The sequence below is a fragment of the Natronomonas moolapensis 8.8.11 genome (assembly GCF_000591055.1).
Classification (GTDB): domain Archaea; phylum Halobacteriota; class Halobacteria; order Halobacteriales; family Haloarculaceae; genus Natronomonas; species Natronomonas moolapensis.
The window spans coordinates 1,412,830-1,436,913 of record NC_020388.1; the positions used below are offsets into that span (position 1 = coordinate 1,412,830).

Genomic DNA, 24,084 nt, shown 5'->3' on the forward strand with positions numbered 1-24,084 from the left:
GCCGCATCGGAGCGCTCTCGCGCAGTGTACGGCAATTAATGAAGCGGCTCTTCCTCGCCCGCCGGTGCTTCCATGTTGTCGATAGTGAGGATGAGGCTGTTGTTGGTGTCGTCTTTCCCCTCGAGTTGACCCTCAATGAGGAGCTTCGAGAGCGGCGTCGGCCCGACGGTAATGTCGTCGCCTTCGTCGAACTCGGAGATCGATCCCTGGAGTTTGATTTCGGCCCGGCAGAGTTCGGGGTGGTGGACACTCGTCAGATCTATCTCCTGGACGTTTGTTTTTACCAGTTCGCCCTTGTGCCGAAACGGCACGTCGGCGGCCTGATCCATTTCTTGGATCTTCAACGCGTCGTACGCCGTGGCCGTCGGTTTATATCCCCCTTTCGGCCCGGGTACGCCCTCGACCAGTTGCAGCGCCTTGAGGCTCTGCATCTGGTTGCGGATCGTCCCCGGGTTCCGGTCGACCTCGTTTGCAATGTCTTCACCTTTGACGGCGCTTTCTGACTCGCGAAAGAGGTTGATGAGTTCTTGGAGGATCGTCTTTTGACTGGGAGTAAGTTCGATCGATGACATAACATACAATTTGGTAGATTGTAACTTAAACCCGACGGTGAGAGCGACGGTCTGGAACCCCCCCTGCCAGCGTGTGCGCCAGCCGCCACACCGCAGGCAGTCGTGTCTTGCCCGTACCGGGGCTCCCGGCGGCATAGATCGGCTCCTGGCGGCATAGACCCGCTGTCGGTCGGAACGGGGCAAACTCACCCCTCGAACGGGCCCAGAGAGCGCGAGGAGTTCACCACGACGAGCGTGCTCGACGCCGCCATCGCGACGGCCGCCAACAGCGGATTCAACAGCCCGAGCGCGGCCATCGGGATCGCGAGGCCATTATACATAAACGCCCACCCGAGGTTCTGTTTGATCCGGCCGTTGGTTCGCTCGGCAATTCGGAACGTCTCGGCGACCGAACGGAGGTCGTCGTCGACGATGACCGCGTCGGCGGCATCGCTCGCGAGCCGGGTGCCACTGCCGAGCGCGATCCCGAGATCGGCCGCCGCGAGCGCCGGCGCGTCGTTGCTCCCGTCGCCGACCATCGCGACCGGGCCCCGCGTCCGGAGTCGCCGGATCGTCTCGGCTTTCGCCTCCGGCGGGACGCCGGCGAACACGTCCGAGACCCCCTCGACGGTCCGAAACCGATCGGCGGCGGCCCCCTCGTCGCCGGTCAGCACGACGACCGACCGCTCTCGCGAGAGTGTCTCGACGGCTTCGCGCCACTCCGCACGCGGGGTATCCCCGACCACGATGACGCCCCGGGCCCGACCCCCCCACCCGACGGCGACCGGGACGTCGCCGTCCGATCTGGCGTCCGCGATCCGTTCGTCGAGGTCGCTGTCGATCTCGAAGCCCCGGTCGCGGAGGAGGTCGGGGTGCCCGACGACGGTTTCGGAGCCCTCGATCGGGGCGCTAACGCCGCGGGAGGTCCGGTCGAACGACCCCGGATCGATCGCCATCGAGCCACCGTCCGCCGCCGGAGCGCCGGGAGCACGCTTCGGGCCTGAATCGGCGCTGTCGATGCCGTCGGCGTACTCGACGATCGCGGCGGCGATCGGGTGCTCGGAGAACGACTCGACGGCAGCCGCCCGCGAACACACCGTCTCGGGCGCGTCGGCGTGGACCGAGACCACGGACATCGAGCCCTCCGTTAGCGTCCCCGTTTTGTCGAGGACGACGGTTTCGATGTCGGGGGCATCCTCGAAGACCGCCTCCGCAGTCACGATGATCCCCCGATCGGTGGCGGTTTTGATCCCGGCAGCGATGGCAAGCGGCGTCGCGAGTCCGAGCGCACAGGGACAGGAAACGATGAGGACGGTCAGCCCGAGCAGCATAGCGGCCGTGACACCACCGCCGGAGACCAGCGTCCACCCCGCGACGACTGCCGCGACGGCGATGACGAGCGGGACGAACACGGTCGCGAGTCGGTCGGCGAGCCGCTGGATGCCCGGCGTCGAGCTCTGGATCTCCCACAGCAGTTCGACGAGTCGGTCCAGCGTGCTCGTCGCGGTGTCGTCGACGGTCACGACGAGCGGCGCGTCGGTGACGACCGTCCCGCCCGCCACCCGATCGCCCGGACGCTTGCTGAGTGGCGTCGACTCGCCAGTGATGAGCGACTCGTCGACCGCCGCCGTCCCCTCCCGGACCTCGCCGTCGAGGGGGATCCGCTCGCCGGGGCGGACGAGGAGTCGATCGCCGGGAGACACCTCGTCCGGGGGCACCGTTTCGCCGCTCTCGGCGAGTCTGGCGTCCTCGACCGTCCGTTCGGTCAACTCCGAGAGCCGCCCAACGGCGCGCTGTTTGACTTTGCTCTCGTAGTAGCCCCCGCCGGTCACGACGAGGACGATGGCGACGGTCACGTCGAAGTACAGGTCAGTCTGGCCGAGCCCCATCGCAATCGTGCTGTAGGCGTAGGCGCTGCAGGCGGCCAACGCGACGAGGAGATCCATGTTCGGCACGCCGGCCCGGAGGCTGACGAACGCGCCCCGAAGGATCGGCCACCCGGTATAAAACAGGACAAACGTCGTCATGAGCCAGATGTTCCCGAAGACGTAGAGGCCGTCCAGCCCCCCGAAGTCGGCGAGCGGCTCGTACCCGAAGTACGTCGGGTACAGAAACAGCGCGTACCAAAGCATCACCATCATGCCGAACAGGCCCCCGCCGACGAGGAACGTCACGACTTCGTTGGTGTCGCCCCCGGGGCGGCCGTCCTCGCGCCGTCCGGCAGTGTAGCCGTACCCCGAGAGCACCTCCGGAAGCCGTTCTTCCCCGACGACGTCGGGATCGAACTGGACGCGGACGGTATCGGTCGCGTAGCTCGCCTCGACAGTGTGGACGCCGTCTTCCGCCTCCGTCCGTCCCTCCAGAAACGCCTCACAGGTCGTACAGTGCATCCCGTCGACGGCGAAAAAGGCCGATTCGGCCGTTTTTGGGGCGTCGTCCGGCGCCGTTCCGCTATCCGACGCCGCCGCCCCGTCGTCGCCGATGGCTTCGCGGACGGCTTCCGCCTCCGACGCCTCGAGGTCGCCGAGCGATCGCTGTACTTCGAGACAGCCCCGACAACAGAACGCCCCGTCGACGTCGGGACCAGTCACCGGCGGCGCGGGCGTCGGCAGATCGCAGAGCCGACAGACAGAATCGGCGTCCGTCGGATCGCTGTCCCTGGGGCTCATTGGTTGCTGTCCCTGGGGCTCATTGGTTGCTGTCCCCGGCGCTCACTGGTCGCCGTCGAGGGTGCTCGTTCGGGGCGTCATCATTGGCGCTCGTTCGGGGCGTCATCATTGGCGATCGGGGTCCAGCGTGTTCGCCTGTGGGTTCTGTGCTCCGTTCCGTGGACGCGGCGGGATCGTAGCGGGGTCGATACCGCGGTTCACCGCAGAACGCGGACCCGGCTCACGCGGAGGAGCCGCCGTGACCCGTCGCTATCTCGGCGGGCCCGGTCGCGATGAGCAACGCGCCGATCGTTATGAGGACGTTGACAAACGATACGGCGACTGCCGTGTTCGAACCGCCCACTCCGTACCAGAGTACCGGCGCGAGCGCGAGGAGCCCGACGACGACGGACACCCGCGGCGAAATCGAATCATTCGACATAGTTCCCGGTTGGTTCTGCCGAATAAATAAATCATCGCCCGTGTCCCAACTGACTGGACCGCTGGGGGTAATAGATATATACAAAGGATTAACACTGTCCCGTATGAGTTCGAAGTTACAACGGGAGATCGGGCACGACGAGTTCGATCCGAAAGGGACGCTGGCGTTGATCGCTATTTATTTCGTCATCATCAGCGCCCTGTGGGTCTTCATGTACTTCGTCGAGTTCCTCGGAAACGATCTGACCATCGTCGGGACGATACTATGAATATTCACACCTACGAGAAGTTCTGGCTTGCGGCGGCGATGGCGCTCATCGTTGGATTCATTCTGACGATCACCTACGGGACGGTCGGAATCGGCGTCGCGATGGTCGACGACTCCGGGGAGACGATCAACCCCGAGAACATCAACGACCACCCGAAGTTCTCGAGTCCCGGCGTCGAACAGGTCGGTGAAAACGAGTACGACGTCTACATCCAGGTCGTCCAGTTCGCGTTCCTTCCCACCGAGGTCGAAGTACCCGCAAACAGCACGGTGAACCTCCATCTCACGAGCCGCGACGTGATACACAGTTACAGCGTCGTCGGGACGAACGCGAACACGATGGTGATCCCGGGAGAGGTCGCCGAGGTGACGGTCAACGTCGACGAGCCCAAGGAGTACGGCGTCATCTGTACGGAGTACTGCGGCTCCGGCCACCACAACATGGAAGGGAAACTCACCGTCGTACCCGAATCGGAGTTCGAGGGGGATAGCCAATGAGCCTCGGCGCCAACTCCGGGACGTACCTCGATCAGTTCCCCGACGAGGCGAAACTGATCCGGGCGACGTTCTACAGTTCCTTCGCCGCGCTCTTCGTCGGTGCGCTCATGGGGCTGTTGCAGGTGCTCCATCGGGTCGATATCGTCAGACTTGTGCCTTCGGAGGACTACTACTCGTATCTCACTCTCCACGCCGTGCTGTTGGTGTTGACTTTCACGATCTTCTTCCTCGTGGGGGTGTTCACCTGGGGCGTCACGACGAGCCTCGATCGAGGGCTCGAAGACCTCCGGTACACCTGGACGTGGTACGGTCTCATGGCGGGCGGAACGTTGATGGCCGGCATCGCGATCATCGGCGGGTTCTTCGATGCGATCCCCCTGAGCGCGGCCGTTCTCTATACGTTCTACGCGCCGCTACAGGCGCATCCGCTGTTCTACATCGGCCTCGCGCTGTTCATTGTCGGGTCGTGGCTCGCCGGGATTGACTGGTTCCGTTCGTGGTGGGCCTGGAAGCGCGAGAACCCCGACGAGCGGATCCCGCTGCCGACGTTCATGGCGTTGACGACCACGTTGTTTTGGATCATCTCGAGTCTCGGCGTCGCCATCTCCGTCGTGGTGTTTCTGATCCCGTGGTCGCTCGGATTCATCGACCAGGTGAACGCGCTTTTGACCCGGACGCTGTTTTGGTTCTTCGGCCACGCCGTCGTCTACTTCTGGTTGATGCCGGCGTACATGCTCTGGTACGTCATGCTGCCGAAGATCTCCGGCGGGAAGCTGTTCAGTGATCCGCTCGCCCGCGTCGTCTTCGTTCTCTTTTTGATCCTCTCGACCCCGACGGGAATTCACCACCAGTATCTCGACCCGGGGATCGCCGAAGGGTTCAAATTCATCGTGATGGTCAACACGATGTTCCTGCTGTTGCCGAGTCTGTTGACCGCCTTCACCGTCGTCGCGAGCATGGAGCACGGCGCACGACAGCGCGGCGGGACCGGCTACTTCGGGTGGTTGCGCGCGCTGCCCTGGCGGAATCCGGTGTTCACCGGGATGGCGCTCGCCGGGTTGATGTTCGCCGCTGCCGGCTTCTCGGGGATGATAAACGCCGGGATGAACATCAACTACCTCGTCCACAACACGTGGTGGGTTGTCGGCCACTTCCATCTCACCGTTGGGACCGCGGTCGCGTTGACGTTCATGGCCGCTACGTACTGGTTCCTGCCACAGTTAACCGGCAAAAAAATCTGGAGCAAGTCCCTCGGGCTAGCGCAGGTCCTGTTGTGGTTCATCGGTATGACGTTCATGTCGAACGCGATGCACCGCGCGGGCCTGGCCGGGATCCCACGGCGGACCGCGGAGCCGCAATACAGCGGCTTCGACTTCCAACCGGCCGCCGGGTCGGTCGGCGAACTCAATATGCAGGTCGTCATCGGTGGGACGCTGCTTTTTGTCTCGACAGTGCTGTTCATCGCGATAGTGGTGATGACGATCCGGGGCAGCAAGGTGGACGCCCTGCCGGCGAACGGCTACGCCGAGACGCTTTCGGGTCCCGAGGACGCGCCGCTCGTCCTCGATAACCTTCGGCTGTGGGCTGGCATCGCGATCGCACTCGTCGTGTTGGCGTACGCGCTGCCGCTGGCGTCGATCATCGGCCGTGGCGGGCTTTTCGGCCCCGGTGGAAGCCCCTCGCCACAGTTCGTCGACACGGTCGTGTTCACCGGACAGGCGATCCTCGATTCGGTAGCCGGGGCGGTTCGATGACGCAGTTCACGACAGAGGTGCTCGAGTGATGCACTTGACGCTCGGGGTGAACCGCTGATGCGGATCAGTCGGGGCGGACTGCTCGTCGCCGTCGCGGTGATGGTGCCGATCGTGATCGAACTCCGCACCGTGTTCGTCCACCTCGGCGTCGACATGTCGATCGCGGAGACGGGGTTGCTCGCCGCGGTGATGGTCGGAGCACTGATCGCATGGGCGATCGTGCCGGACGTTCGGGGCCGGAAGCGGTCCAACGAGGGCTCCGAGTAGCGGCGTCCGAGTTCGGGGACCGAACACGCCGATCCCGGTTTCATGGTGCGTAGATTGTGTAGCCCGGTTTCATGGTGCGTAGATTGTGTAGCCCGGTTTCATGGTGCGTAGATTGCGTAGCCCGGCCTCATTGTGCGTAGATTGCGTAGCCCGGCCTCATTGTGCGTAGATTGCGTAGCCCGGCCTCATTGTGCGTAGATTGCGTAGCCCGGCCTCATTGTGCGTAAATCGCATAGTTGAGTACGGTCGCGAACGATACCCAACCGAGGTAGGGGACGAGCAACACGGCGGCCCGTCGGTCGACCCGAGCCACTGCAGCGATCGTTCCGAAGACTGCGATCCAGAGGGCGACGACCACAGCGAGACCGAGTCCCGGGCGCTGGAGTCCGAAAAAGACCGGTGTCCACGCGAGGTTAAACACGAACTGGACGGCGAAAGCGGCCAGTGCGACTCTGACGCCCGGACGGTCGATCCCGCGCCCGTAAACGAGCGACACCGAGAGCCCCATCAAAATAAAAAGTGCCGTCCAGGCCACCGGAAACGCGATTCCCGGGGGGTAGAACCACGGCTCCTCGAACCAACGCGTGTCGGTGCCGACGAGGACGGCTGGAAGCGCTCCGAGTACGTTCGTCCCGACCACGAAGCCGGCGGTCCGAAACAGCGTCGCCCGTCGGTTCGAGAGTGCAGCGGTGATCGGAGACATCAGTGAGAGGGCATTGTACCGGAGTTCGGAGCCGATCAGTACGCCTCCGCGAGCCCCGAGAGCGCCTCGTGGTCCGTCGTGGTGTGGGGGGCAGTCAGCGGCGAGACGCTGACGCGCCCCTCGAGCACGGCCCGGCGGTCGCTCCCGACGGGATCAGGTACCGACCCCTCGGCCATCAGTTCCCAGATGCGATCGTGGATGCGAACCGTCCCGTCGCCGTTCGACTCGGCGTCCATCCGGTAGACGTGGGACGGGCGGGTGATCTCCATCGACGCGTCGCCGTCTGACGACACCGGCGCGTTGACGTTGAGGTAGTCGGCCGTTTCGAACACGTCGACGTTCGGGGCGTGTTCGACGAGATACTTGATCGACCGGGCGGCCTCCTCGAAGTGCTCGGGGCTGGCGGAGAGCTCCTCGAACGTGAACTCGCCCGCCGGGAAGTAGACGGACGCCGCGATGGCCGGTACATCGAAAAAGCTCGCCTCGACTGCCGCCGAGACTGTTCCCGATCGACCGAGTACGTACGCGCCGAGGTTCGCACCTTGGTTGATTCCGGAGACGACCATGTCCGGATCGAAGTCCAATGACCCGAGGGCCGCAACGACGCAGTCGCTCGGGGTTCCCTCGACTGCATAGCCCATCTCGTGTTCGGTCAGTTCAACTGTCCGCGAGAGCTGTCGTCCGACGGAACTCTGGTCGTCGGCCGGTGCGACGGCTGTCACGTCGGCGACCGCCGAGAGGCGATCGTAGAGCGTGCGGATACCGACGGCGTCGATACCGTCGTCGTTTGTGAGGAGTATTTTCATACGTTCGCTGTGTCCGCGTCCGGAAAAAGGCCGTCGTTGTCGGGTGTGGTCGTGGTCGCGTCGTTGGGTGTGGTCGTGGTCGCGTCGTTGGGTGTGGTCGTGGTCGCGTCGTTGGGTGTGGTCGTGGTCGCGTCGTTGGGTGTGGTCGTGGTCGCGTCGTTGGGTGTGGTCGTGGTCGCGTCGTTGGCTGATATAGTCGCGTGAGTGCCGGAGACCGTCGTCCGCACGCCCGTCCCGAAAACCGACCTCATCAAACGCCCAACAGGCCGCGGACGTTTTTTAAATACAGCGAAGCGGCGCGGCCCCTGCTGTCGTCGATTGCTTGTCTGACCATCGAGCCGACGTCTTCGAAGACTCCCGCACCGTGGCCGACCAACAGCCGATCGGGATCGTAACTCCGGAGTCCACTCGGAGGGAAGACGCGTAGCATCGGGTGGACACCGAGTTCCTCCGTCGGTGCCCGGAAGTACTCTACCGTTCCGAGCGCCTCGGGGACGACGAGCGTCTCGCCGTCGAAAAGCGTCGCTTCCTGCCACAGCGGGTTGTCGATCAATCGGCCGACCTGGAATCCGGCGAGTTCCGCTCCGAACCGCCGCGTCGGGGCGTCGATGTCGCCCGCGACGCCGTCCATCCACTCTGGGACGTAGACCGCAACGTCGTGGCGGTTCGCCACCGCCGCTGCGTCGCGTTTGTGCCTATCGAGCAGTACCGCAACGCCTTCGGGAGCGGCGTACTCCGAGAGCACGTCGTCGAGCCCCTCGGCGTCCACCGGGTCGAGAATCCACAGGCCGCCCTCGCTCTCGACGGCATGGGAGGCGCGCTGCATCGTTTCCTCCGGGTAGGCGATCCACCCGACGCCGCCCTCGAACCGGTCCACGACCGTCAGATCGTCCGCCCCGGAACTCTTTATTGGCATAGGGACACTACGCCGCCGTGGCTGATAAACGCGCCCTCCGCGGCAGCGAGTGTGTGACACCACTGTTTCCGGAGCTATTGGGTATTGAAATGGCTTGTGAAGCCGTATATTCTCAGACAGATAGCTGCGGAGATATTGGTCTTTTTATATTCGATGCCCTCCATCGTTTCCGAAGCTTTCACACCGGTCGGAGAGTATCAGCTGGGCAGCTCCCGTAGTGCGAGGAGGACGTCCCGAGGTCGATGTTGAACAGCGTTCAGCTGTAACGTCCCGGCGCTTCCGGAGCTATCGTCGCGGATAGCGCCCGGAACGAGAAATCAACGCCGGGACACAGACACCACTGTTTCCGGAGCTATCATGGGAGGGGAAGATGGGATGAGAGGACGGAGAACTCACGTACGGCTGAAACCGTGGGGATCTCGGTCACGGATTGAGGAGCCCACAGAGAGGGTTTCCGCTGGTACGCGGTAGAGTCTTCGACCGCGCCAGCACATACTCCGGCTTGGATGGCAGGCCTGTTTATTTTAACAGTTGTATTTGTGATAGCAACAATTGCATATATAATATTAATAGTTGCATTTGTGATGTTAACAGTTGTATGTATATATTGCTGGTATCCACACACGCGCACACATACGCACATGCACAAATTTATATACGCTCGTATATGTACTTATATATACACTTATGTATACAGTGTTAATAAATATATTTATAAGATGTACGCTTAGCGTACGCCCGACACCGAATCGGTTCTCACCCAGTACGGTGCCGGTTCTCACCTAGTACGGACTAACTCTTACGTCGTCGTTTAAACCTTTCCGTACTACGAGATCGTGACTTGCCGAGCCCACTACGAACCGTACCTCACGAAGCCATAGCTCCGGAAACACCGGGGAGTGTGCATCACCTAGCTCGCATAGCTCCGGAAACGATGGTGTGTGAGGAATATATAAATATCGAGCTTCGGACGCTCCGGAAGCTCCGGAAACAGAGGGCTTAACACAGCGTAGCGCAACGCCGTTTCATGGGGATGTTTCAGCGAGATCGTCGGGTATTCGCCGATGCTGAACCCCTTGACGACTCCTACGAGCCCGAGGACATCAGAGAACGCGACGAGGAACTCGAGAAGTACCAGCGCGCGCTCCAGCCGATCATCGACAACCGCCCTACGTCGAACATCTTTCTGTACGGGAAGACGGGAACTGGAAAGACCGTCGCGACCAAATTCATGCTGTCGCACTTGGAGGACGACGCCGCACAGTACGACGATATCGACCTCTCGACGGTCTGGGTCAGCTGTGAAAACCTCTCGTCGTCGTACCAGGTCGCCGTCGCCCTCGTCAACGAACTCCGCGAGAGCCGAGGTGGAGACCGTATCAGCACGACTGGCTACTCCCAACAGCGGGTGTTCGACATCCTCTACGAGGAACTCGACGTGCTCGGCGGGACAGTCGTGATCGTCCTCGACGAGATCGACAACATCGGCCACTCCGACGACATTCTCTACGGGCTCCCGCGGGCGCGCTCGAACGGCTACGTCGAGGACATCCGTCCGGTCATCGTCGGCATCAGCAACGATTTCCAGTTTCGGGACAACCTCTCCCCGAAGGTCAAGGACACGCTGGCCGAAAAGGAGATCCTCTTTCCGCCGTACGACGCCAACCAACTCCGGTCGATCCTCGAACCGCGCGCCGAGAAGGCGTTCCACGATGGGGTTCTGGACGATGACGTCGTACCGCTCTGCTCGGCCTTCGCCGCCCAGGATACCGGCTCCGCACGGCAGGCGATCCGCCTCCTCCGAGAGGCGGGCGAACTCGCCCAAGCCGACGGGTCCGAGACGATAACCGAAGTCCACGTCCGGAACGCCCAAGACGAACTCGAAAAGAACCAACTCTACGAGGGGATGCAGGAGCTCACCACCCAGGGCCACGCCGTCCTCTGTGCGCTCGCGTACCGCGAGGCGCTGGACGAGGTGCCGGTCCGATCCCGCGATCTTTACAAGCGGTATACGAGGATCTGCGGCCGCCTCGACACCGACAGCGTGAGCGAGCGCCGTGTCCGGGATCACCTCTCGGATATGAACATGCTCGGACTTATACGCGTCTACGAGCGGAACGAGGGGCTCTCCGCCGGCCGGTATCACGAGTACGAACTCGACGTTCCGCTGCGTGCCGTGCTCGATGTCCTGCTCTCGACGAGCCGTTTCGAGGACTTCGCAGGTATCATCCATTCGGCCGCCGACGACAACGGTCTCCTGCGGTCCGACATCTCAGATTACTGACCGCCGCTCTATACCGACCGCCCCTCCAGACCAGCCACCGCTTCTTACCGACTGCCGCTCTACTACCTATCTGTTTCAAGGAGAGAGTTCCGCCGTTGACGGCGGGCGTGAATCCGATGCGGCCAGCATAATCACCGTCCAGTAACGATACGGATAGTTAGATAAAATGGTTCCGTAGTATGACGTCTACCGAGGCGGTCACACCGCCCACCTGAATGCACAATATCGGGGCCCCGAGTCCCCCTGCCGGGGATAGGAGTAACGGCGGTGGGGCCCCGCCAGTCACCCTGTTATGCCGACTGGGTTACAGACCACTAACCATCCCAATCCAGCGGTGCGGTGCCGTGGGAACCCCGTCGCTTACCACAGAGAGGAGGTCACTCCGCCGCCCCCACCTGCGAATCCACCATCATAACCGGTCCGTTCCGTCGCTTCGCCCTTTCACCGGTTCGAGCCACTGAAAGCTTCGGAAACGGTGGAGTACGGCCGGTGCCGCCCCAGAACGATGCCTCCAACGCGAGAAACGATGCCTCCAACGCGAGAAACGATGCCTCCAACGCGAGAAACGATCGTGCGTATTCCGGCCCGAAGAGAGAGAACGCGATAGAGTCAGCTACGTTCCCGAGCGCGAAAGCTCCGGAAACAGTGGTGTGTGATGCGACGCCACGGCCGAGGCTATCGAAGGATCACAAAAATATTTATTTGAATGGAATCCGACACCGCCCCGTCAGACAGCCGGTATCGATACCGGCCCACACTGGCTCAGACCGCACACCGGTTTATCAAACCCACCCTCATCGGCCTTCGAACTCCGGGTCCCGATTTTCCCGGAAGGCGGCGACGGCTTCCTCGTGATCACGCGTCTGCGCGCAGATCCACTGGGCGCGAGTCGCGTCCGCAAAGGCCTCCTGTAAGGTCGCCTCGAAGCTGCCGTTGGCCAGTCGCTTGCTCTCGGCGAGGGCCACCGGCGGCCGGTCGGCCAACTCCTCGGCGAACTCGATCGCCGCCTCGAGGGGGTCCTCGGCCAGCTCCCTGGCGAGGTCCCACTCGACGATCTCCTCACCCTCCAGTTTCCGGCCCGTGAAGATGAGTTCCTTCGCGCGGGCCTCCCCGATTAGCCGTGGTAGCAGATACGCTCCGCCGTCGCCGGGGACGAACCCGACGTCAATGAACGTCTCGCCGAGGACGCCTGCCTCGCCGGCGATCCGGAAATCACACGCCAGCGCCGTGTCACACCCCGCCCCGAGGGCATACCCGTCGACCGCCGCGACGACCGGCGTCCCGATCCCTCTGAGCGTCGCGACGACGTCCTGGAACAATCCGAGCCCGCGCTCGTACTCGGCGAAGTCCATCTCCGGCGTCAACGGCATCTCCGTCAGATCTACGCCCGAACAGAACGCCTCACCGGCACCGGCCACCACGGTCGCCCGGACGTCTTCGCGGGCGTCGAGCCACTCGAACGCCTCCACTGCCCCGACGAGCAACGCCTCGGTGTACGCGTTCAGCGCGTCCGGTCGGTCGTAGGTCACGCACGCGACGTGCTCCCGGAGCCGTTCGATCTCGAGCGGCGCGTCGATCTCAATCATCGTCTGTGCCTCATATCGTGAGGTGTCTGTGTCGCCCACCGTTTTGACAGCGTCGCCTGCGGTTCGGCGGACGGGGGCGAACGCTTCGAGACGAGAGCCTGCGACCCGACGACCCGGATCTAGGCGTTTAACTATGCCGAATACATTGAGTTCGACATGGATCGGACACCTTCCCGACGGTCGTTCTTAGCTGCTGGCGGAGCGGCCGTGTTGACCACACTCGCCGGCTGCTCGGGCGGCGGCTCGGAGATCGATCTGAGCGGGATCGACGACGGGTCCCGCCCGGCGATCGGCGCGTCCGACGCCCCCGTCACGATGGCCGTCTTCGAGGACTACAGTTGCCCGCACTGTCAGCGGTTCACGCTCAACAACACGCCGGCGATCGTCCAGCAGTACGTCGAACCGGGGGACGTCAGGTATCTCCACGCTGACTTCCCGATCCCGGTCGACGACTGGTCGTACCCCGCGGCGAACGCCGGCCACGCCGTCTTCGAGGACGCCGACAACGACGCCTTCTGGGCGTTCACCATGGCTCTCTTCGAGGACCAACGGAGCTACTCGCTGGACGTCTTCGAGGAGATCGCCGAGGACGTCGCCGGCGTCGGGGCTGCCGCCCGGAGCGCAGCCGACGAAGGGACGTACCGCGACCGCATCGACGCCGACCGCCAACGCGGCAAGAGCTGGGGCGTCCAGGGGACGCCGACGGTGTTCGTCGGGGACGAACAGGTCGAACTCGACGGGATCGCCGAGGCGATCGAGAGTCGTCTGTGATTGAGCGCCGCTTACCTTCTATGCCTGACCTGCTTGACCGCTCGGCCGCGCTTGCGGTTCTCCAGGTACCACTCGGGTTAGCGGTAACTCAAGTACACCGGGACCGTACTGTGGATCGATGAGTGACTCGACGCCGACGCCCGAGACCGGTCCGACGCCGACGCCCGGCATCCACCACGTGACGTGCATCGCGGGCGATCCACAGCGGAATCTGGAGTTCTGGGTCGAGACGCTCGGTCTCCGACTGGTCAAGCGATCTATCAACCAGGACGACCCCGGGACGTATCACTTTTTTTTCGCCGACGCCGAGGGAACGCCGGGAACGAGCATGACCTTCTTCCCGTGGTCCGACCTCTCTTCGGGCACAGTCGGAACCGGACAGGTTTCCCGAACCGCGTTCAGAGTCCCGTCGGGCAGCCTCGACTTCTGGGAGGCACGCTTCGACGACCACGGCGTCGAGTACGACGACCGAATCGAGCGCTTCGGCGAGACCGTCCTCCCCTTCTGGGACCCCGACGGCCTGCCGGTCGAGTTGGTCGAGGTCGACGTGCCCGAGGACGACCCGACCGTCCCGTGGACGGCATTCGTCCCCGAGTCGGCCGCGATCCGCGGGTTCCACTCGGTGACGCTTTGGCTCGCCGACCCCGAACCGACCGGGGAGTTGCTCCGGACGATGGGGCTGGAGGAACGGGGCAGCGAGGCGTCGCCGGGCGATGCGTCGGGCGACGAACGGACCCGGTTTTCCGCAGCCGGCCCCGTCGGGAAACACGTCGACGTGGTTCCGACAGTCGAGAGCGGTCGGCAGGGCCACGGAACGGTCCACCACGTCGCTTTCCGGACGCCGACGGACGAGGACCAGGCGTCGATGCGGCGAGCCGTCCAGTCGGCGGGGCTGCGCCCGACCCGACAGATCGACCGCCACTGGTTTCGGTCGGTCTACGTCCGGGAGTTCGGGGGCGTGCTGTTCGAACTCGCCACGAGCGGCCCGGGATATACGAGCGACGAGCCGCTGGCGGAACTCGGCGAACGACTCGTCCTTCCCGGCGAGTTCGAGGACCGACGCGGGGAGATAGAAGACGCGTTACCGGACGTGACGGTCCCGCGTCCCGAACTGGCCGACGCCGACTGAGGGTGACCGACACGGCCGACACGACCGGCACAACCGACACGGCCGACACGACCGACACGCCTGAGACAACCGATTCGGCCAACACGACCGACAACTTCGCCCACGAGCTTTTGACTCCCCGACGCCGAACGTCGGTATGACCGACGACTCCGACACGGCGTTCGAGACGGAACGGCGGGCGGCACAGGAGTTGCTGGCTGACGACTCGATCACGGCGCTGTACGTCGGCGTCGTCAGTGACGGCGACGCCCTCGAGACGACGTTCGCACAGACCGCGGAGGATCCACAACGGGAGGGTCTACAGGCGCTGTCGTTGCTTGCCGCGCACGTTCGACTCGTCGCGAACGAGGCTGGCGTCGACCCGGCTGCGGTAGCAGGGGATGCGGCGACGCTCGCCGGCCGGATGGACGAGCTCTCGCCCGGGGAACTGGCCGACGCGAGGGACGACGGCGGGGCTGGGCCGGACCCGGAGTGACCTCCGAGCGTGGGACCCGGGATCGGACGGCGTCTGCGTGTGGACTTCACTGTTGACATCCTCCTCCGCCTGAAGGCGGCGGAATCCCACGGCACCGCACCGCTGGATTGGGATATTAGGGTTTGCAGTCCACCACCTCTTCGCGAGGTTGGAATCCTCGGGAGAGGTCATGAAGGTAGACTTCGGGCTGTGCCAACCAGCCGGTACTCCTATCCCCACCCAAATCGGGAGCAGACTCGGAGTTACTTTGATTCAATTCGAGACGGATGTTCTCCGCCCCATTCACGTCAGCGTTGAACGCCGCGTCACACGGCTCGCAGACATACAAGCCACGTTCGACACGCTGACTCTCGTCTTCTCTACCGCAGACGCAACACGTCTTGCTCGTGTCGCGCTCTGAAACCTCTACGACTTCGACACCCTCGACCTCGGCCTTGTATTCGAGAATCGAGGTGAAGCGGTCGAACGCCCAGCCGTGCAGGTCGAGATTCCCGTGCTTGCCCCAGTTCTTCGACTCGCCGTTGTCGTCTTCACGGACACCAGCGAGCTTCCCGATGTTGATACGCCCAACACCACGCTCGATACACGTCTCAACGATGTGTTTCGCTAACGAGTGCAAGAAGTGGGTGCGGCGCTCCGACCACTTCGCGTGGAGACGGGTCGCTTCTTCACCACCCGAGTCGTCGCACTTGGCGATTTCTTTCGGGAAGTAGTACCCGTCCTGTTTCAGGCGATTGCCGGGGTAGAGGTCGGCTTGTTCAGTGCTGTATGCGACTGCCGCGAAGTTACAGATGCCGAGGTCAATGCCAGCCGTCTCGTTTCCGGGTGCGGTGGGTGTCTCAACTTCGTCCTTGCAGATGAGATGCAGTTCCCACCGACCCTTTGACTTGTCGTAGACGGCTCTGACCTGTTGTAGGTTCTCAACAGTGACACCGGGGCGCGTCTCGTATTCGACAAGGATGTACTCCCATGCTTTCGGGTGTTCCTTGTGATTCGCGCCCTTTGAGAGACGGACACGGTTGTTGTTCGTGTCGTGTTTGATGCCGTTTTGCTTCCACGTCACGGTCGAACGCGGATGTTCCTCGTGGACGCGGTTGCCGTGGTCGTCGTAGTAGTTTTTTTTGCGGTAGCCGGGCGGATTCGCTCGATTGTCAGACTTCCTCTTTTCGTACCACGAGTTGAAGGCTTCAGCGAGTTCCTCCAGAACGCGCTGACTGGACTGCGAGTGCAATCCCTTGTACTTTGAGTGACCTTTCAATTCGTCTTTGAGGTCGCCGTGGTCGGGAATCTCACCCGTATCATCCCACTTTTGTCGAGAGTGGTAGTTGGCGACGTTCCAGAGTTTGCTGGCACTCCACCCGTGCCGGTCAAGCGGGTCCTCTACCTGTGAGTGGTTGAGGATTTTCGCTCGGTGGGTTCGATGGATTTCCAGCATTCTGAACGCCTCTATAATCATTTATACTCGTATTTGTTATAAAGGTTCGGTTTGAGAGCGGTGGAATATCCAGCCGTGCTATCGGCGGTGGGTTGTGGAGGAGTTGTCGGATTCATCCTGCGGCTAAAGCCGCAGGTATTCTCCTTGCTCTCTATAAACACGGCGGATGCTTCGGGGCTTGCCCTCGAAGCGACTGACCGTGCTGGTTATAATGCCGACTATCGAAAAGAGAGTATGCCAGCTTCGACGGATACCTCCCGGGTTGAAACGGGGGTACCGCGCGCCGACGGCGTTCTGGACGGCGGGTTGCGCCCGGCATCGGCGACTCTTGTCAGGGGCGCCCCCGGCGCCGGAAAGACGATATTCGGCCTTCACTTTCTCGCCGCCGCGGGCGATCGAGACGAGACCGGGCTCTATATCAACCTCGGAGAGCCCGCCGGATACCTCCGAGAGACCGCCGAAAGCTTCGGTCTCGGCGTCAGCGACGTCGGCTTTCTCGACCTCTCACCGTCCGGATCGCAGTTTCAAGACGACGGTACGTACGACCTGTTCAGGTCGGGAGAGGTCGAAAACCCCGCTCTCGTGGACTCGATTCGAGAGGAGATCGAGGCGATCGACCCAGACCGGGTGGTGATCGATCCCGTCACCGAAATCCGACATCTCACACCCGACGAGCGCCAGTTCCGAACGCAGGTGTTGAGTCTCCTCGATTTCCTCAAGGCCAGCGGCGCGACGATACTCCTGACCTCGCAGGCGGCCCCATCGATACCGGACGACGACCTCCAGTTCCTCGTCGACGCGGTGATCGATCTCCTGGTCGAGGGGAACCGACGGACGCTCTCGGTCTCGAAGTTTCGCGGCTCGGACGCGCGAGCGGGCCCACACACCGTGACGATCGACGACGACGGGATGCACCTGTGGCCAGCGCTCGACCCATCGCTACACGGGCGGGACGGTCCTCTCGGGACGCTCTCCTCGGGCGTTGACGAGCTCGACGCCCTTCTCAGCGGGGGGATCACGACCGGGACGATCGCGTTCTTGAGCGGGCCAACGGGGGTCGGAAAGACGACGACTGGCCTCCAGTTCGTGAGCGAAGCGGCGACCCGTGGCCGCCGGTCCGTCCTCTACAGCTTCGAGGAGAAGCGAAAGACGATTCTCACTCGAGCGGAGGCGACCGGCATTCCAGCCCGGGAGATGGTCGAGGACGGAACGTTACTCATCAAGGAAATCGGGCCCGACGAACTCGCGCTCGACGAGTTTATCCACCGGATCCGGACCGAAGTCGAGGAGCGCTCGACGGAGATCGTGATGATCGACGGCGTCACCGGGTACGAACGGGCGTTTCGGGAGGGCTCCGATGACCCGACACACGACCTGGTGAAGATCGGGCGGTATCTCCGGAACATGAACGTGACCGGAATCGCAACGAACGAGGTCCACCAGATCACCGGCGAGTTCCGGGCCACGGAACAGCGCGTGAGCCACCTCGCCGACAGCATCATTCTCCTCCGTCACGTCGAATACAGGGGCGAACTCCGGAAGGTTATCGGTGTGTTGAAGATGCGGACGAGCGACTTCGAGACGGGAATTCGGACCCTAGAGGTCACCGGCGATGGGCTGGTCATCGGCGACCCGCTCCCCGAGTTGCGCGGTATCCTGACAGGGACGCCGGACTGGCGCATGGAGGACTGACCGTCCGGGTGTAACGTAATGGAACACACCACACAGCCCGACGACCCCGTACGCATTTATCCGTTGATCGCGGACAGCGGCAACCGGCGCGTGCTCGGCAAGTGGCTGGCCGACCACGAGACGTACGTCGCTGTAGACGACCACCCGATAACCGAAGCGGATATCGACCTCTGTATCGTCGACGGCGAGGGGTTGCGCCGCCACAGAGACGACCTCGAGTCGGTCAAAAACGAGGCCAGACCGACGCTGTTGCCCGTACTACTGTTGCTCTCGGAGCGGGACGCGGAGATCATCGCGACGGATCGGAGCGAGATCGCCGACAACGTGTTGATGTCGACCGTCGACGAGGTCGTCTCCCTGCCGATGCGGCAGGCCGAACTCGAGTGGCGGATCGGGGCGCTGCTTCGGCTTCGCAGCCAGTCGCTCGAACTCGACGCCAAGACAAAGAAGCTCCGCCAGTTCCGGGAGGCCGTGGAAGCCTCCGGGCACGCGATATTTATTACCGATCCCGACGGACGTCTCACGTACGTCAACCCTGCGTTCGAGTCGGTCACTGGCTACGATGCGGAGGAAGTGATCGGCGAGACGCCGGCGCTTCTCAATTCGGGGGAGATGTCCGAGACGTACTACGAGAAGCTATGGGAGACGATCGAAGCTGGAGAGACGTGGGAGGCCGAAATCGTCGACCGACGGAAGGACGGGGAGCTGTACACCGCCTACCAGACGATCGCGCCGATCGCCGACGACGAGGTGCGTGCGTTCGTCGCCGTCCAGACGGACATCACCGAGCACAAGCAGCTCCGGGACCGGCTCAAGCGACACCGAGACATCATCCAGCAGCTCGAGGACCCGATCATGCTCCAGGACGACGAGGGGCGCTTCGAGTTGGTCAACGAAGCCCTCTGTGAGTTCGCCGGGCTTTCGGCCTCGGAACTCGCCGGGCGAGACGAGTACCTGTTCATGGACGACGAGGCGGCGGAGACGATCGAACGGCGAAAATCGGAGGCGCTCGACACCGGGGAGCCGGTCCGGTACTCGATCTCGCCGGAGTTCGAACGCTCCGGGAAGGAGGCCGTGTTCCGGACGAGCCGGTACCCGTACTACAACGAGACGGACGAACTCGTCGGAACGTTCGCCATCTGCCGGGACGTGACCGACCTCGAAGAACGGACTCGGCAGTTGCGCGTGCTCGACAACATCCTCCGGCACAACCTCCGGAACGACCTGACGGTGATCCGTGGGCTGGCCGACCGCATCCGAACCGAATCGTCGGGGGAGACCGCCGAGACGGCGGAGCGGATCGTATCGCACGCCGACGATCTGATGACGACCGGCGAGAAGTCCCGCTCGATCACGGAGCTGCTCGGCGAGGAGCCGGAGATCAAACGGATCGACATCGCGTCGCTGGCGCGGTCGGTCGCCGAAGGGATCGGCGCCGAGCGGCCGGCCGCGCTGATCGACGTCGACGTGCCGGAGCGCGCGACCGCGGAGACGACGTTCAAATTCAGGGAGGCGATGGAGGAACTGATCAAAAACGCGATCGACCACAGCGATCGGGAAACGCCGTCCATCGAGATCCGGATCCTGGCGACCGGGGACACCGTCGAGGTACGCGTCGTCGACGACGGTCCCGGGATCCCGGCGGTGGAGCGGGACGTCCTGGTGACCGGGCGGGCGATCGACGATCTGTACCACGGGAGCGGCCTGGGGCTGTGGCTCGTGTACTGGATCGTCGAGCAGTCCGACGGTTCGATCGACGTGACCGACGCCGAACCACGGGGAACCGAAATCGAGATCCGCTTGCCGCGGGTGGAGGACGACGACGCAGTCGAGTAACTCCACAGCACGCTCGGAAGTGTTCTCGGAGCGACGACGCGACTGCCCGGACGACACAACTGCCCGGACGACGCGACCAGTCCGGGGGGACAGCTCACATCAGTCCGTCAGCCCGTAGCCGCGTTTAAAAAGCGAGATGTCGAGCAGTGCAACGAGAACCGTCCCCCCTGCCAGCAAGCCGAACGAGAGTTGCGGATCGACCTCCGAAACGCCCAGGAACCCGTATCGGACGCCGTTTACCATGTACCACAACGGAGAAGTAGTATATAGGTGGTTAATTTTAAGTCAATACACCAAAGAAAGCCTGTATGGGAAACCTGAACGATCCCGGTAAGTACAAAGACAAGTATGAGAAGGCCAGAGACAGGCTTCAGAGACAAGATATTAACGAAGAGGATAGGAAGGCCATATCTGCCTTTGTGGACGACAGGAAGGCTAATAACGACCTAGCATACAGTTCACTTGAGCAATATACCACCGTCCTTCTCCGGGCGGCAAATCTGGCAGAGAAGCCCCTTACTGATTTTCAAGAAAAAGACCCAAAGGAAGGCAAATACCAAAGTGATTATTCCACGTTTATACAGGGAGTATCAGAAGGCACACTTCCTCAAGCAAAGGACGGGGGTTATTCGGACGAATATTGTCGTTCCTTCCGACAAGTGCTAAAACCATTCTTCCGGTTTATCGGGCGTGAATGGTCCGAAGATATTAGCATAGGTCAACCTACAAGAGGAAAAATCACGGAATCAGATTGTTTCACGTCGGACGAAACGGCAAAGATGTTTCAAGTTGCTGATTCCCGTGATAGTGCTATAATCGCTCTTTGGCTGGCAACAGGACAAAGAGCTAGTGCTATGGCTTCTCTGAAGCTCAAAGATGTATCCTTTACCGAAAACAGAGGAAGATTCAGACTTAACCCTGAAGCAGTAGGTTTGAAAGGAGCAGAAGGGCTTAGGCCTATGCTATGGGCTTCCCCATACGTCAAAGAATGGGTAAACAATCACCACCCGAAGAGAGAAGAAAAGGAAGCCCCCCTGTTTTGCTGTAAACGTAGTGGACACAACTACTCTGTTGGTGATCCCCTGTCTTATGAAGCCATTAGGAGAATCATAGAACGGGTTTGTGAGAAGGCAGATATTGATTCAGATAAAGCCCAAACCCACCGATTCAGACATACTGCTATCCGAAGAATGATACGCGACGGTTTGACAGAGCAACAGATTTGCTTTATTGTCGGGTGGCATGAGGATAGTTCACAACTAAGCCGGTATGGTAGCCTTTCAGATGAAACACACTCTTCGGATATTGAGGAAGAATACGGGCTTCGAGAGGAAGAAGAAGAGGGTATCGGGCCTTCGTTCGATAATTGCCCAAAGTGTGATACGCCCCTATCTGAATTGACTAAGCCCGCCTATTGCCCTTCTTGTGGGCTTCCTTTGAAACATTCAGCAGAGGAAACGGAAAAGCAAATTGAGGAAGATATAACGGAATCTGCTATTCAAGCCGATACAGAGGAAGGCAAAGATACGATACGGGAGCTAAAGCAGTTTTTAGATGAAAATCCCTCTCTCAAGAATGAACTAATAGGCGAGTAGGCTACCCTTTAGCTCCGGTTCTTCTGCTTTCTCTGCTTCCTGTCTCTCTTCCTCTTCAATCACGGAAAGCAAATCCTCTCCTATCCACGAAACAGGTAGATCACTATTTGCCACCGTTTCGAGCATATCCCGGTTTTCTTCGATTAGATCCTCATTCTTCATATATTCCCACTAACTTGAGGTAACTAATAATATTATAAAAAGGTTTTGTCTATCATTCTTCTTACATGGGGCAAAGAATCAGCAATATTTGCGAAACATACCCCCGAGTGAATTACTTTTTATAAACTTTAAATGGGTGTAGAAAGATTAGAAATATAGATAGATGGTTTCATCTATGTATCTGATTCAGTTGGCCGTTTCACGACGCTCGACGCATCGAGCAGCCCGATATCGACAGTCCAACCCTTTGGTTCGAAGGCGAAATTCCCGGTGAACACACCTAGTTTCCGATGAAACTGCTATTCATAAACTGTATATCGCTACATGATTCTCTGAACAGTTGGAAGTTGAGACTAAAGCGAGTTTAGCGGGGCTGTGATGCGTGGTTTCGATCGAATCAGTGAACAGAAACTGCTTCAGATCACCCTACGTCCGCGTCTTCCTGTCGTACCAACAACCAGATCGTCGTTTTTTCGAGATTCTCGATAGCGTTGCCACTCGGAAATCTGCGCTGACCCAGATTGAACACTCTACTACCCGATCCCTGTTTCCTTCTTCAGCAGCGTCAGCGTATTATCGGCCGTCACAATCGGCGAATGTTCGTACTCACCGGTCAACTCGACCTGCACAAGCAAATCGACTGCTCGCCAAATCGAGTACAGCAGACACGCGAACGCGAAATAGAAGAATCGCAGTCCGAAATTCTTCGAGGTCGTCGCAGCCATGAACCGCTCGATCGACTTATAGCCACTCTCGATTTCCCACCGGTACCCGTACTCTGTGAGGTGACCACTCCCGCAATTCGACATGAACACCGAATACTGCCGGTGGTCGTCGTGCTCGGAGTCCTCTTTCCGCCGATAGATCAGCGTCGTCTCATGCCACTCATTCTTGCCGAGATGGAGCTTCCGGTCGGTCTCGTACCGATCTTGGCCGTGTTGGAGCAGTCGCTTGGCCTGAGCTTTCTCGCTGGTCTGCATCCGCTTGGGCACGACGTACGACAGCCCGCGCTGACTAATCATCTCCAGAACGTGCTGGCTATCGAACTCCCGGTCCATCAGGACGTTATCGACGTGGACGAGGTTCTCAGCTGAATCCAGCAAGTCCGCGACGATTGTTTTGCGTGACTCGCCTCGTCGAACTGGTCGCGCGTCAAGCACGAGGGGGACAGCGTTGCCGACCAACTGGACGGTCGCCCACTGGTAGGCGTACTCGTCGTTCTTCTCCTTCGTCCTGATAATCTCGTCCTCGTGGTCCGTTCTATCCCCCGTGAAGGGATCGTCCTCGGTGATATCGATGGCAACGATGCCTGCGCGAAAGAATTTCTCTGTCTCCGCGACCGCGTCGATGAGCTGCCGGATCGCTCGTCGGTACATCTCTCGAATCCGCTCGATAGAGAGGTCGCGAATGTGGTCGCGATGAGCGTGTCCGAGTGGTGTTCGGTCCCGAGTTGACTCGTGGATGAAGCTCCGAGCGCCTTCATTAGCGGCCAAGTTCTCACGGAGTCCCAGATAGGTCTGCAAGCCCCAGTAGGCGTTCTCGTGGATCTCACAGCCCTCGCCACGGTCCAGCGAGAACGCCGGAAAGACGACACGGCTGACGTGGTCAGTGACCTTCTCTGCCTGCTTCAACGTGGTTTGATCATCCGGGTCTGACTCACCAGACTCGTTCCCGTGGTATCGGAGCTTTCGTGCCGGCTCACGCGGAACCGCGACACCTGCATTCCGTGCTTTGATGAGAATCGTTCGAGCCGCCGAATCGACAGTCTCCCTGAGGTCAGCGGTGAATCTCTCGTGCCAGCTTCGCCACAGTGTCGACTGATCCGGGATCGCCTCGAAACCGAGTTGCTCGCAGAGTTCAGGACGGGTCCCGAGGTAGTCGACGAGTGCTGTTTCGTGTTCCCACCCGTGGAGTTCTTTCAGTACGAACGCCCGAAAGAGGGCGTCCATCTGGTAGCGTGTCGACCCCTCATAACGGTCGTGGCCGCTGAACCGGAAGTAGGCTAGCGGGAGCGCACAAACGAATTCCTCGATCGAGTTGTGGTTACCGTGCTCGAACCACGTCTGTGCGACTGTCCGAACATCCGATTCTAGTCCGGCAAGCGACGTTCGATCATACAGCGGCGTCGAATCATATGATGGCCAAGTGATATACGGGTGCTGGACAATCCGTCGAAAGACATCACGACGAGAGGCAAGTGTTGAGGACACGGCTTTTCTAAAAATCGTGGTTTAAGTCCGTGACAGACAATTTGTAAATAATAAAAT

Annotated in this window: 21 protein-coding genes and 2 pseudogenes; 12 read left to right on the forward strand and 11 right to left on the reverse strand. The window is 61.1% G+C overall.

All coding sequences use genetic code 11. The features are described from left to right. Positions 1–35: 35 nt before the first annotated feature. The 3 genes from NMLP_RS07065 to NMLP_RS07075 form a co-directional block, all read right to left on the reverse strand. A complete protein-coding gene (locus NMLP_RS07065; RefSeq protein ID WP_015409437.1) occupies positions 36–572 on the reverse strand; it encodes an HTH domain-containing protein in 537 nt (178 codons plus the stop codon). Between the two features lie 185 nt (positions 573–757). Continuing rightward, positions 758–3,220, reverse strand: a complete 2,463-nt coding sequence (locus NMLP_RS07070) for a heavy metal translocating P-type ATPase (RefSeq protein ID WP_015409438.1) — start codon at positions 3,218–3,220, stop codon at positions 758–760. Positions 3,221–3,440: 220 nt separating this feature from the next. Further along, on the reverse strand, positions 3,441–3,641 hold the full coding sequence (locus tag NMLP_RS07075) for a hypothetical protein (protein ID WP_015409439.1): 201 nt from the start codon (positions 3,639–3,641) through the stop codon (positions 3,441–3,443). A gap of 103 nt (positions 3,642–3,744) precedes the next feature. Here NMLP_RS07075 and NMLP_RS07080 point away from each other — a divergent pair, with 103 nt between their 5' ends. From NMLP_RS07080 to NMLP_RS07095, 4 genes and pseudogenes are all read left to right on the forward strand, one after another. Continuing rightward, on the forward strand, positions 3,745–3,909 hold the full coding sequence (locus tag NMLP_RS07080) for a hypothetical protein (RefSeq protein WP_015409440.1): 165 nt from the start codon (positions 3,745–3,747) through the stop codon (positions 3,907–3,909). After that, positions 3,906–4,391: pseudogene (locus tag NMLP_RS07085) on the forward strand (cytochrome C oxidase subunit II); the annotation flags it as partial. The gene NMLP_RS07080 and the pseudogene NMLP_RS07085, both read left to right, overlap by 4 nt. Before the next feature lie 11 nt (positions 4,392–4,402). Further along, positions 4,403–6,160 carry a b(o/a)3-type cytochrome-c oxidase subunit 1 gene (locus tag NMLP_RS07090; protein WP_015409442.1) on the forward strand — a complete coding sequence of 586 codons (1,758 nt, stop codon included), beginning with the start codon at positions 4,403–4,405 and terminating at the stop codon, positions 6,158–6,160. A 57-nt stretch (positions 6,161–6,217) separates the two neighbouring features. Continuing rightward, positions 6,218–6,427: a hypothetical protein gene (locus tag NMLP_RS07095; RefSeq protein ID WP_015409443.1), complete on the forward strand. Its 210-nt coding sequence runs from the start codon at positions 6,218–6,220 to the stop codon at positions 6,425–6,427. A 214-nt stretch (positions 6,428–6,641) separates the two neighbouring features. Here NMLP_RS07095 and NMLP_RS07100 read toward each other — a convergent pair whose 3' ends face one another. Beyond that, on the reverse strand, positions 6,642–7,130 hold the full coding sequence (locus NMLP_RS07100; protein ID WP_015409444.1) for a TspO/MBR family protein: 489 nt from the start codon (positions 7,128–7,130) through the stop codon (positions 6,642–6,644). Positions 7,131–7,165: 35 nt separating this feature from the next. Continuing rightward, the gene (surE, locus tag NMLP_RS07105) at positions 7,166–7,936 is read right to left on the reverse strand and encodes a 5'/3'-nucleotidase SurE (protein ID WP_015409445.1); all 771 of its coding nucleotides are present in this window, start codon (positions 7,934–7,936) and stop codon (positions 7,166–7,168) included. Between the two features lie 45 nt (positions 7,937–7,981). On the opposite strand from surE, the gene NMLP_RS15410 reads away from it, so the two are divergent. Further along, positions 7,982–8,140: a hypothetical protein gene (locus NMLP_RS15410; protein ID WP_160169581.1), complete on the forward strand. Its 159-nt coding sequence runs from the start codon at positions 7,982–7,984 to the stop codon at positions 8,138–8,140. A gap of 46 nt (positions 8,141–8,186) precedes the next feature. Here NMLP_RS15410 and NMLP_RS07115 read toward each other — a convergent pair whose 3' ends face one another. Further along, a complete protein-coding gene (locus NMLP_RS07115; RefSeq protein ID WP_015409446.1) occupies positions 8,187–8,852 on the reverse strand; it encodes a hypothetical protein in 666 nt (221 codons plus the stop codon). A 1,027-nt stretch (positions 8,853–9,879) separates the two neighbouring features. On the opposite strand from NMLP_RS07115, the gene NMLP_RS07120 reads away from it, so the two are divergent. After that, the gene (locus NMLP_RS07120) at positions 9,880–11,136 is read left to right on the forward strand and encodes an orc1/cdc6 family replication initiation protein (RefSeq protein ID WP_015409447.1); all 1,257 of its coding nucleotides are present in this window, start codon (positions 9,880–9,882) and stop codon (positions 11,134–11,136) included. 794 nt (positions 11,137–11,930) lie between these two features. On the opposite strand, the gene NMLP_RS07125 is transcribed toward NMLP_RS07120, so the two are convergent. Then, entirely contained in the window at positions 11,931–12,722 is a 792-nt protein-coding gene (locus NMLP_RS07125; protein ID WP_015409448.1) for an enoyl-CoA hydratase/isomerase family protein, read from the reverse strand. A gap of 156 nt (positions 12,723–12,878) precedes the next feature. Between NMLP_RS07125 and NMLP_RS07130 the strand changes: the two genes are divergently transcribed. The 3 genes from NMLP_RS07130 (at position 12,879) to NMLP_RS07140 (ending at position 15,097) form a co-directional block, all read left to right on the forward strand. Then, positions 12,879–13,493 (forward strand): DsbA family protein, encoded by a 615-nt coding sequence (locus NMLP_RS07130; RefSeq protein WP_015409449.1) that lies wholly within the window; start codon positions 12,879–12,881, stop codon positions 13,491–13,493. 118 nt (positions 13,494–13,611) lie between these two features. Beyond that, positions 13,612–14,622, forward strand: a complete 1,011-nt coding sequence (locus tag NMLP_RS07135) for a VOC family protein (RefSeq protein ID WP_015409450.1) — start codon at positions 13,612–13,614, stop codon at positions 14,620–14,622. Positions 14,623–14,758: 136 nt separating this feature from the next. Further along, positions 14,759–15,097 (forward strand): hypothetical protein, encoded by a 339-nt coding sequence (locus NMLP_RS07140; RefSeq protein ID WP_015409451.1) that lies wholly within the window; start codon positions 14,759–14,761, stop codon positions 15,095–15,097. A 115-nt stretch (positions 15,098–15,212) separates the two neighbouring features. On the opposite strand, the gene NMLP_RS07145 is transcribed toward NMLP_RS07140, so the two are convergent. Beyond that, positions 15,213–16,532, reverse strand: coding sequence for an RNA-guided endonuclease InsQ/TnpB family protein (locus NMLP_RS07145; protein ID WP_015409452.1), 1,320 nt, complete (start codon positions 16,530–16,532; stop codon positions 15,213–15,215). Between the two features lie 234 nt (positions 16,533–16,766). Between NMLP_RS07145 and NMLP_RS07150 the strand changes: the two genes are divergently transcribed. Both NMLP_RS07150 and NMLP_RS07155 read left to right on the forward strand, forming a co-directional pair. Then, complete coding sequence (locus NMLP_RS07150) at positions 16,767–18,224, forward strand: ATPase domain-containing protein (RefSeq protein WP_015409453.1); 1,458 nt, start codon at positions 16,767–16,769, stop codon at positions 18,222–18,224. 18 nt (positions 18,225–18,242) lie between these two features. Further along, positions 18,243–20,060 (forward strand): PAS domain S-box protein, encoded by a 1,818-nt coding sequence (locus NMLP_RS07155; RefSeq protein ID WP_015409454.1) that lies wholly within the window; start codon positions 18,243–18,245, stop codon positions 20,058–20,060. A gap of 99 nt (positions 20,061–20,159) precedes the next feature. Here NMLP_RS07155 and NMLP_RS15415 read toward each other — a convergent pair. Then, positions 20,160–20,318: pseudogene (locus NMLP_RS15415) on the reverse strand (ABC transporter permease); the annotation flags it as partial. Positions 20,319–20,368: 50 nt separating this feature from the next. Between NMLP_RS15415 and NMLP_RS14280 the strand changes: the two are divergent. After that, entirely contained in the window at positions 20,369–21,655 is a 1,287-nt protein-coding gene (locus NMLP_RS14280; RefSeq protein WP_015409455.1) for a tyrosine-type recombinase/integrase, read from the forward strand. On the opposite strand, the gene NMLP_RS15420 is transcribed toward NMLP_RS14280, so the two are convergent. Beyond that, positions 21,641–21,817, reverse strand: a complete 177-nt coding sequence (locus NMLP_RS15420; RefSeq protein WP_160169583.1) for a hypothetical protein — start codon at positions 21,815–21,817, stop codon at positions 21,641–21,643. The genes NMLP_RS14280 and NMLP_RS15420 overlap by 15 nt on opposite strands. Before the next feature lie 533 nt (positions 21,818–22,350). Continuing rightward, positions 22,351–24,027 (reverse strand): transposase, encoded by a 1,677-nt coding sequence (locus NMLP_RS07160; protein WP_015409456.1) that lies wholly within the window; start codon positions 24,025–24,027, stop codon positions 22,351–22,353. Between the last annotated feature and the right edge of the window lie 57 nt (positions 24,028–24,084).

Excerpts from the sequence above, each read along its gene's own strand:
- NMLP_RS07065 (WP_015409437.1), bottom strand. The coding sequence starts at position 572 with ATGTCATCGATCGAACTTACTCCCAGTCAAAAGACGATCCTCCAAGAA.
- NMLP_RS07070 (WP_015409438.1), bottom strand. The coding sequence starts at position 3,220 with ATGAGCCCCAGGGACAGCGATCCGACGGACGCCGATTCTGTCTGTCGG.
- NMLP_RS07075 (WP_015409439.1), bottom strand. The coding sequence starts at position 3,641 with ATGTCGAATGATTCGATTTCGCCGCGGGTGTCCGTCGTCGTCGGGCTC.
- NMLP_RS07080 (WP_015409440.1), top strand. The coding sequence starts at position 3,745 with ATGAGTTCGAAGTTACAACGGGAGATCGGGCACGACGAGTTCGATCCG.
- NMLP_RS07090 (WP_015409442.1), top strand. The coding sequence starts at position 4,403 with ATGAGCCTCGGCGCCAACTCCGGGACGTACCTCGATCAGTTCCCCGAC.
- NMLP_RS07095 (WP_015409443.1), top strand. The coding sequence starts at position 6,218 with ATGCGGATCAGTCGGGGCGGACTGCTCGTCGCCGTCGCGGTGATGGTG.
- NMLP_RS07100 (WP_015409444.1), bottom strand. The coding sequence starts at position 7,130 with ATGTCTCCGATCACCGCTGCACTCTCGAACCGACGGGCGACGCTGTTT.
- surE (WP_015409445.1), bottom strand. The coding sequence starts at position 7,936 with ATGAAAATACTCCTCACAAACGACGACGGTATCGACGCCGTCGGTATC.
- NMLP_RS07115 (WP_015409446.1), bottom strand. The coding sequence starts at position 8,852 with ATGCCAATAAAGAGTTCCGGGGCGGACGATCTGACGGTCGTGGACCGG.
- NMLP_RS07120 (WP_015409447.1), top strand. The coding sequence starts at position 9,880 with ATGGGGATGTTTCAGCGAGATCGTCGGGTATTCGCCGATGCTGAACCC.
- NMLP_RS07125 (WP_015409448.1), bottom strand. The coding sequence starts at position 12,722 with ATGATTGAGATCGACGCGCCGCTCGAGATCGAACGGCTCCGGGAGCAC.
- NMLP_RS07130 (WP_015409449.1), top strand. The coding sequence starts at position 12,879 with ATGGATCGGACACCTTCCCGACGGTCGTTCTTAGCTGCTGGCGGAGCG.
- NMLP_RS07135 (WP_015409450.1), top strand. The coding sequence starts at position 13,612 with ATGAGTGACTCGACGCCGACGCCCGAGACCGGTCCGACGCCGACGCCC.
- NMLP_RS07140 (WP_015409451.1), top strand. The coding sequence starts at position 14,759 with ATGACCGACGACTCCGACACGGCGTTCGAGACGGAACGGCGGGCGGCA.
- NMLP_RS07145 (WP_015409452.1), bottom strand. The coding sequence starts at position 16,532 with ATGCTGGAAATCCATCGAACCCACCGAGCGAAAATCCTCAACCACTCA.
- NMLP_RS07150 (WP_015409453.1), top strand. The coding sequence starts at position 16,767 with ATGCCAGCTTCGACGGATACCTCCCGGGTTGAAACGGGGGTACCGCGC.
- NMLP_RS07155 (WP_015409454.1), top strand. The coding sequence starts at position 18,243 with ATGGAACACACCACACAGCCCGACGACCCCGTACGCATTTATCCGTTG.
- NMLP_RS14280 (WP_015409455.1), top strand. The coding sequence starts at position 20,369 with ATGGGAAACCTGAACGATCCCGGTAAGTACAAAGACAAGTATGAGAAG.
- NMLP_RS15420 (WP_160169583.1), bottom strand. The coding sequence starts at position 21,817 with ATGAAGAATGAGGATCTAATCGAAGAAAACCGGGATATGCTCGAAACG.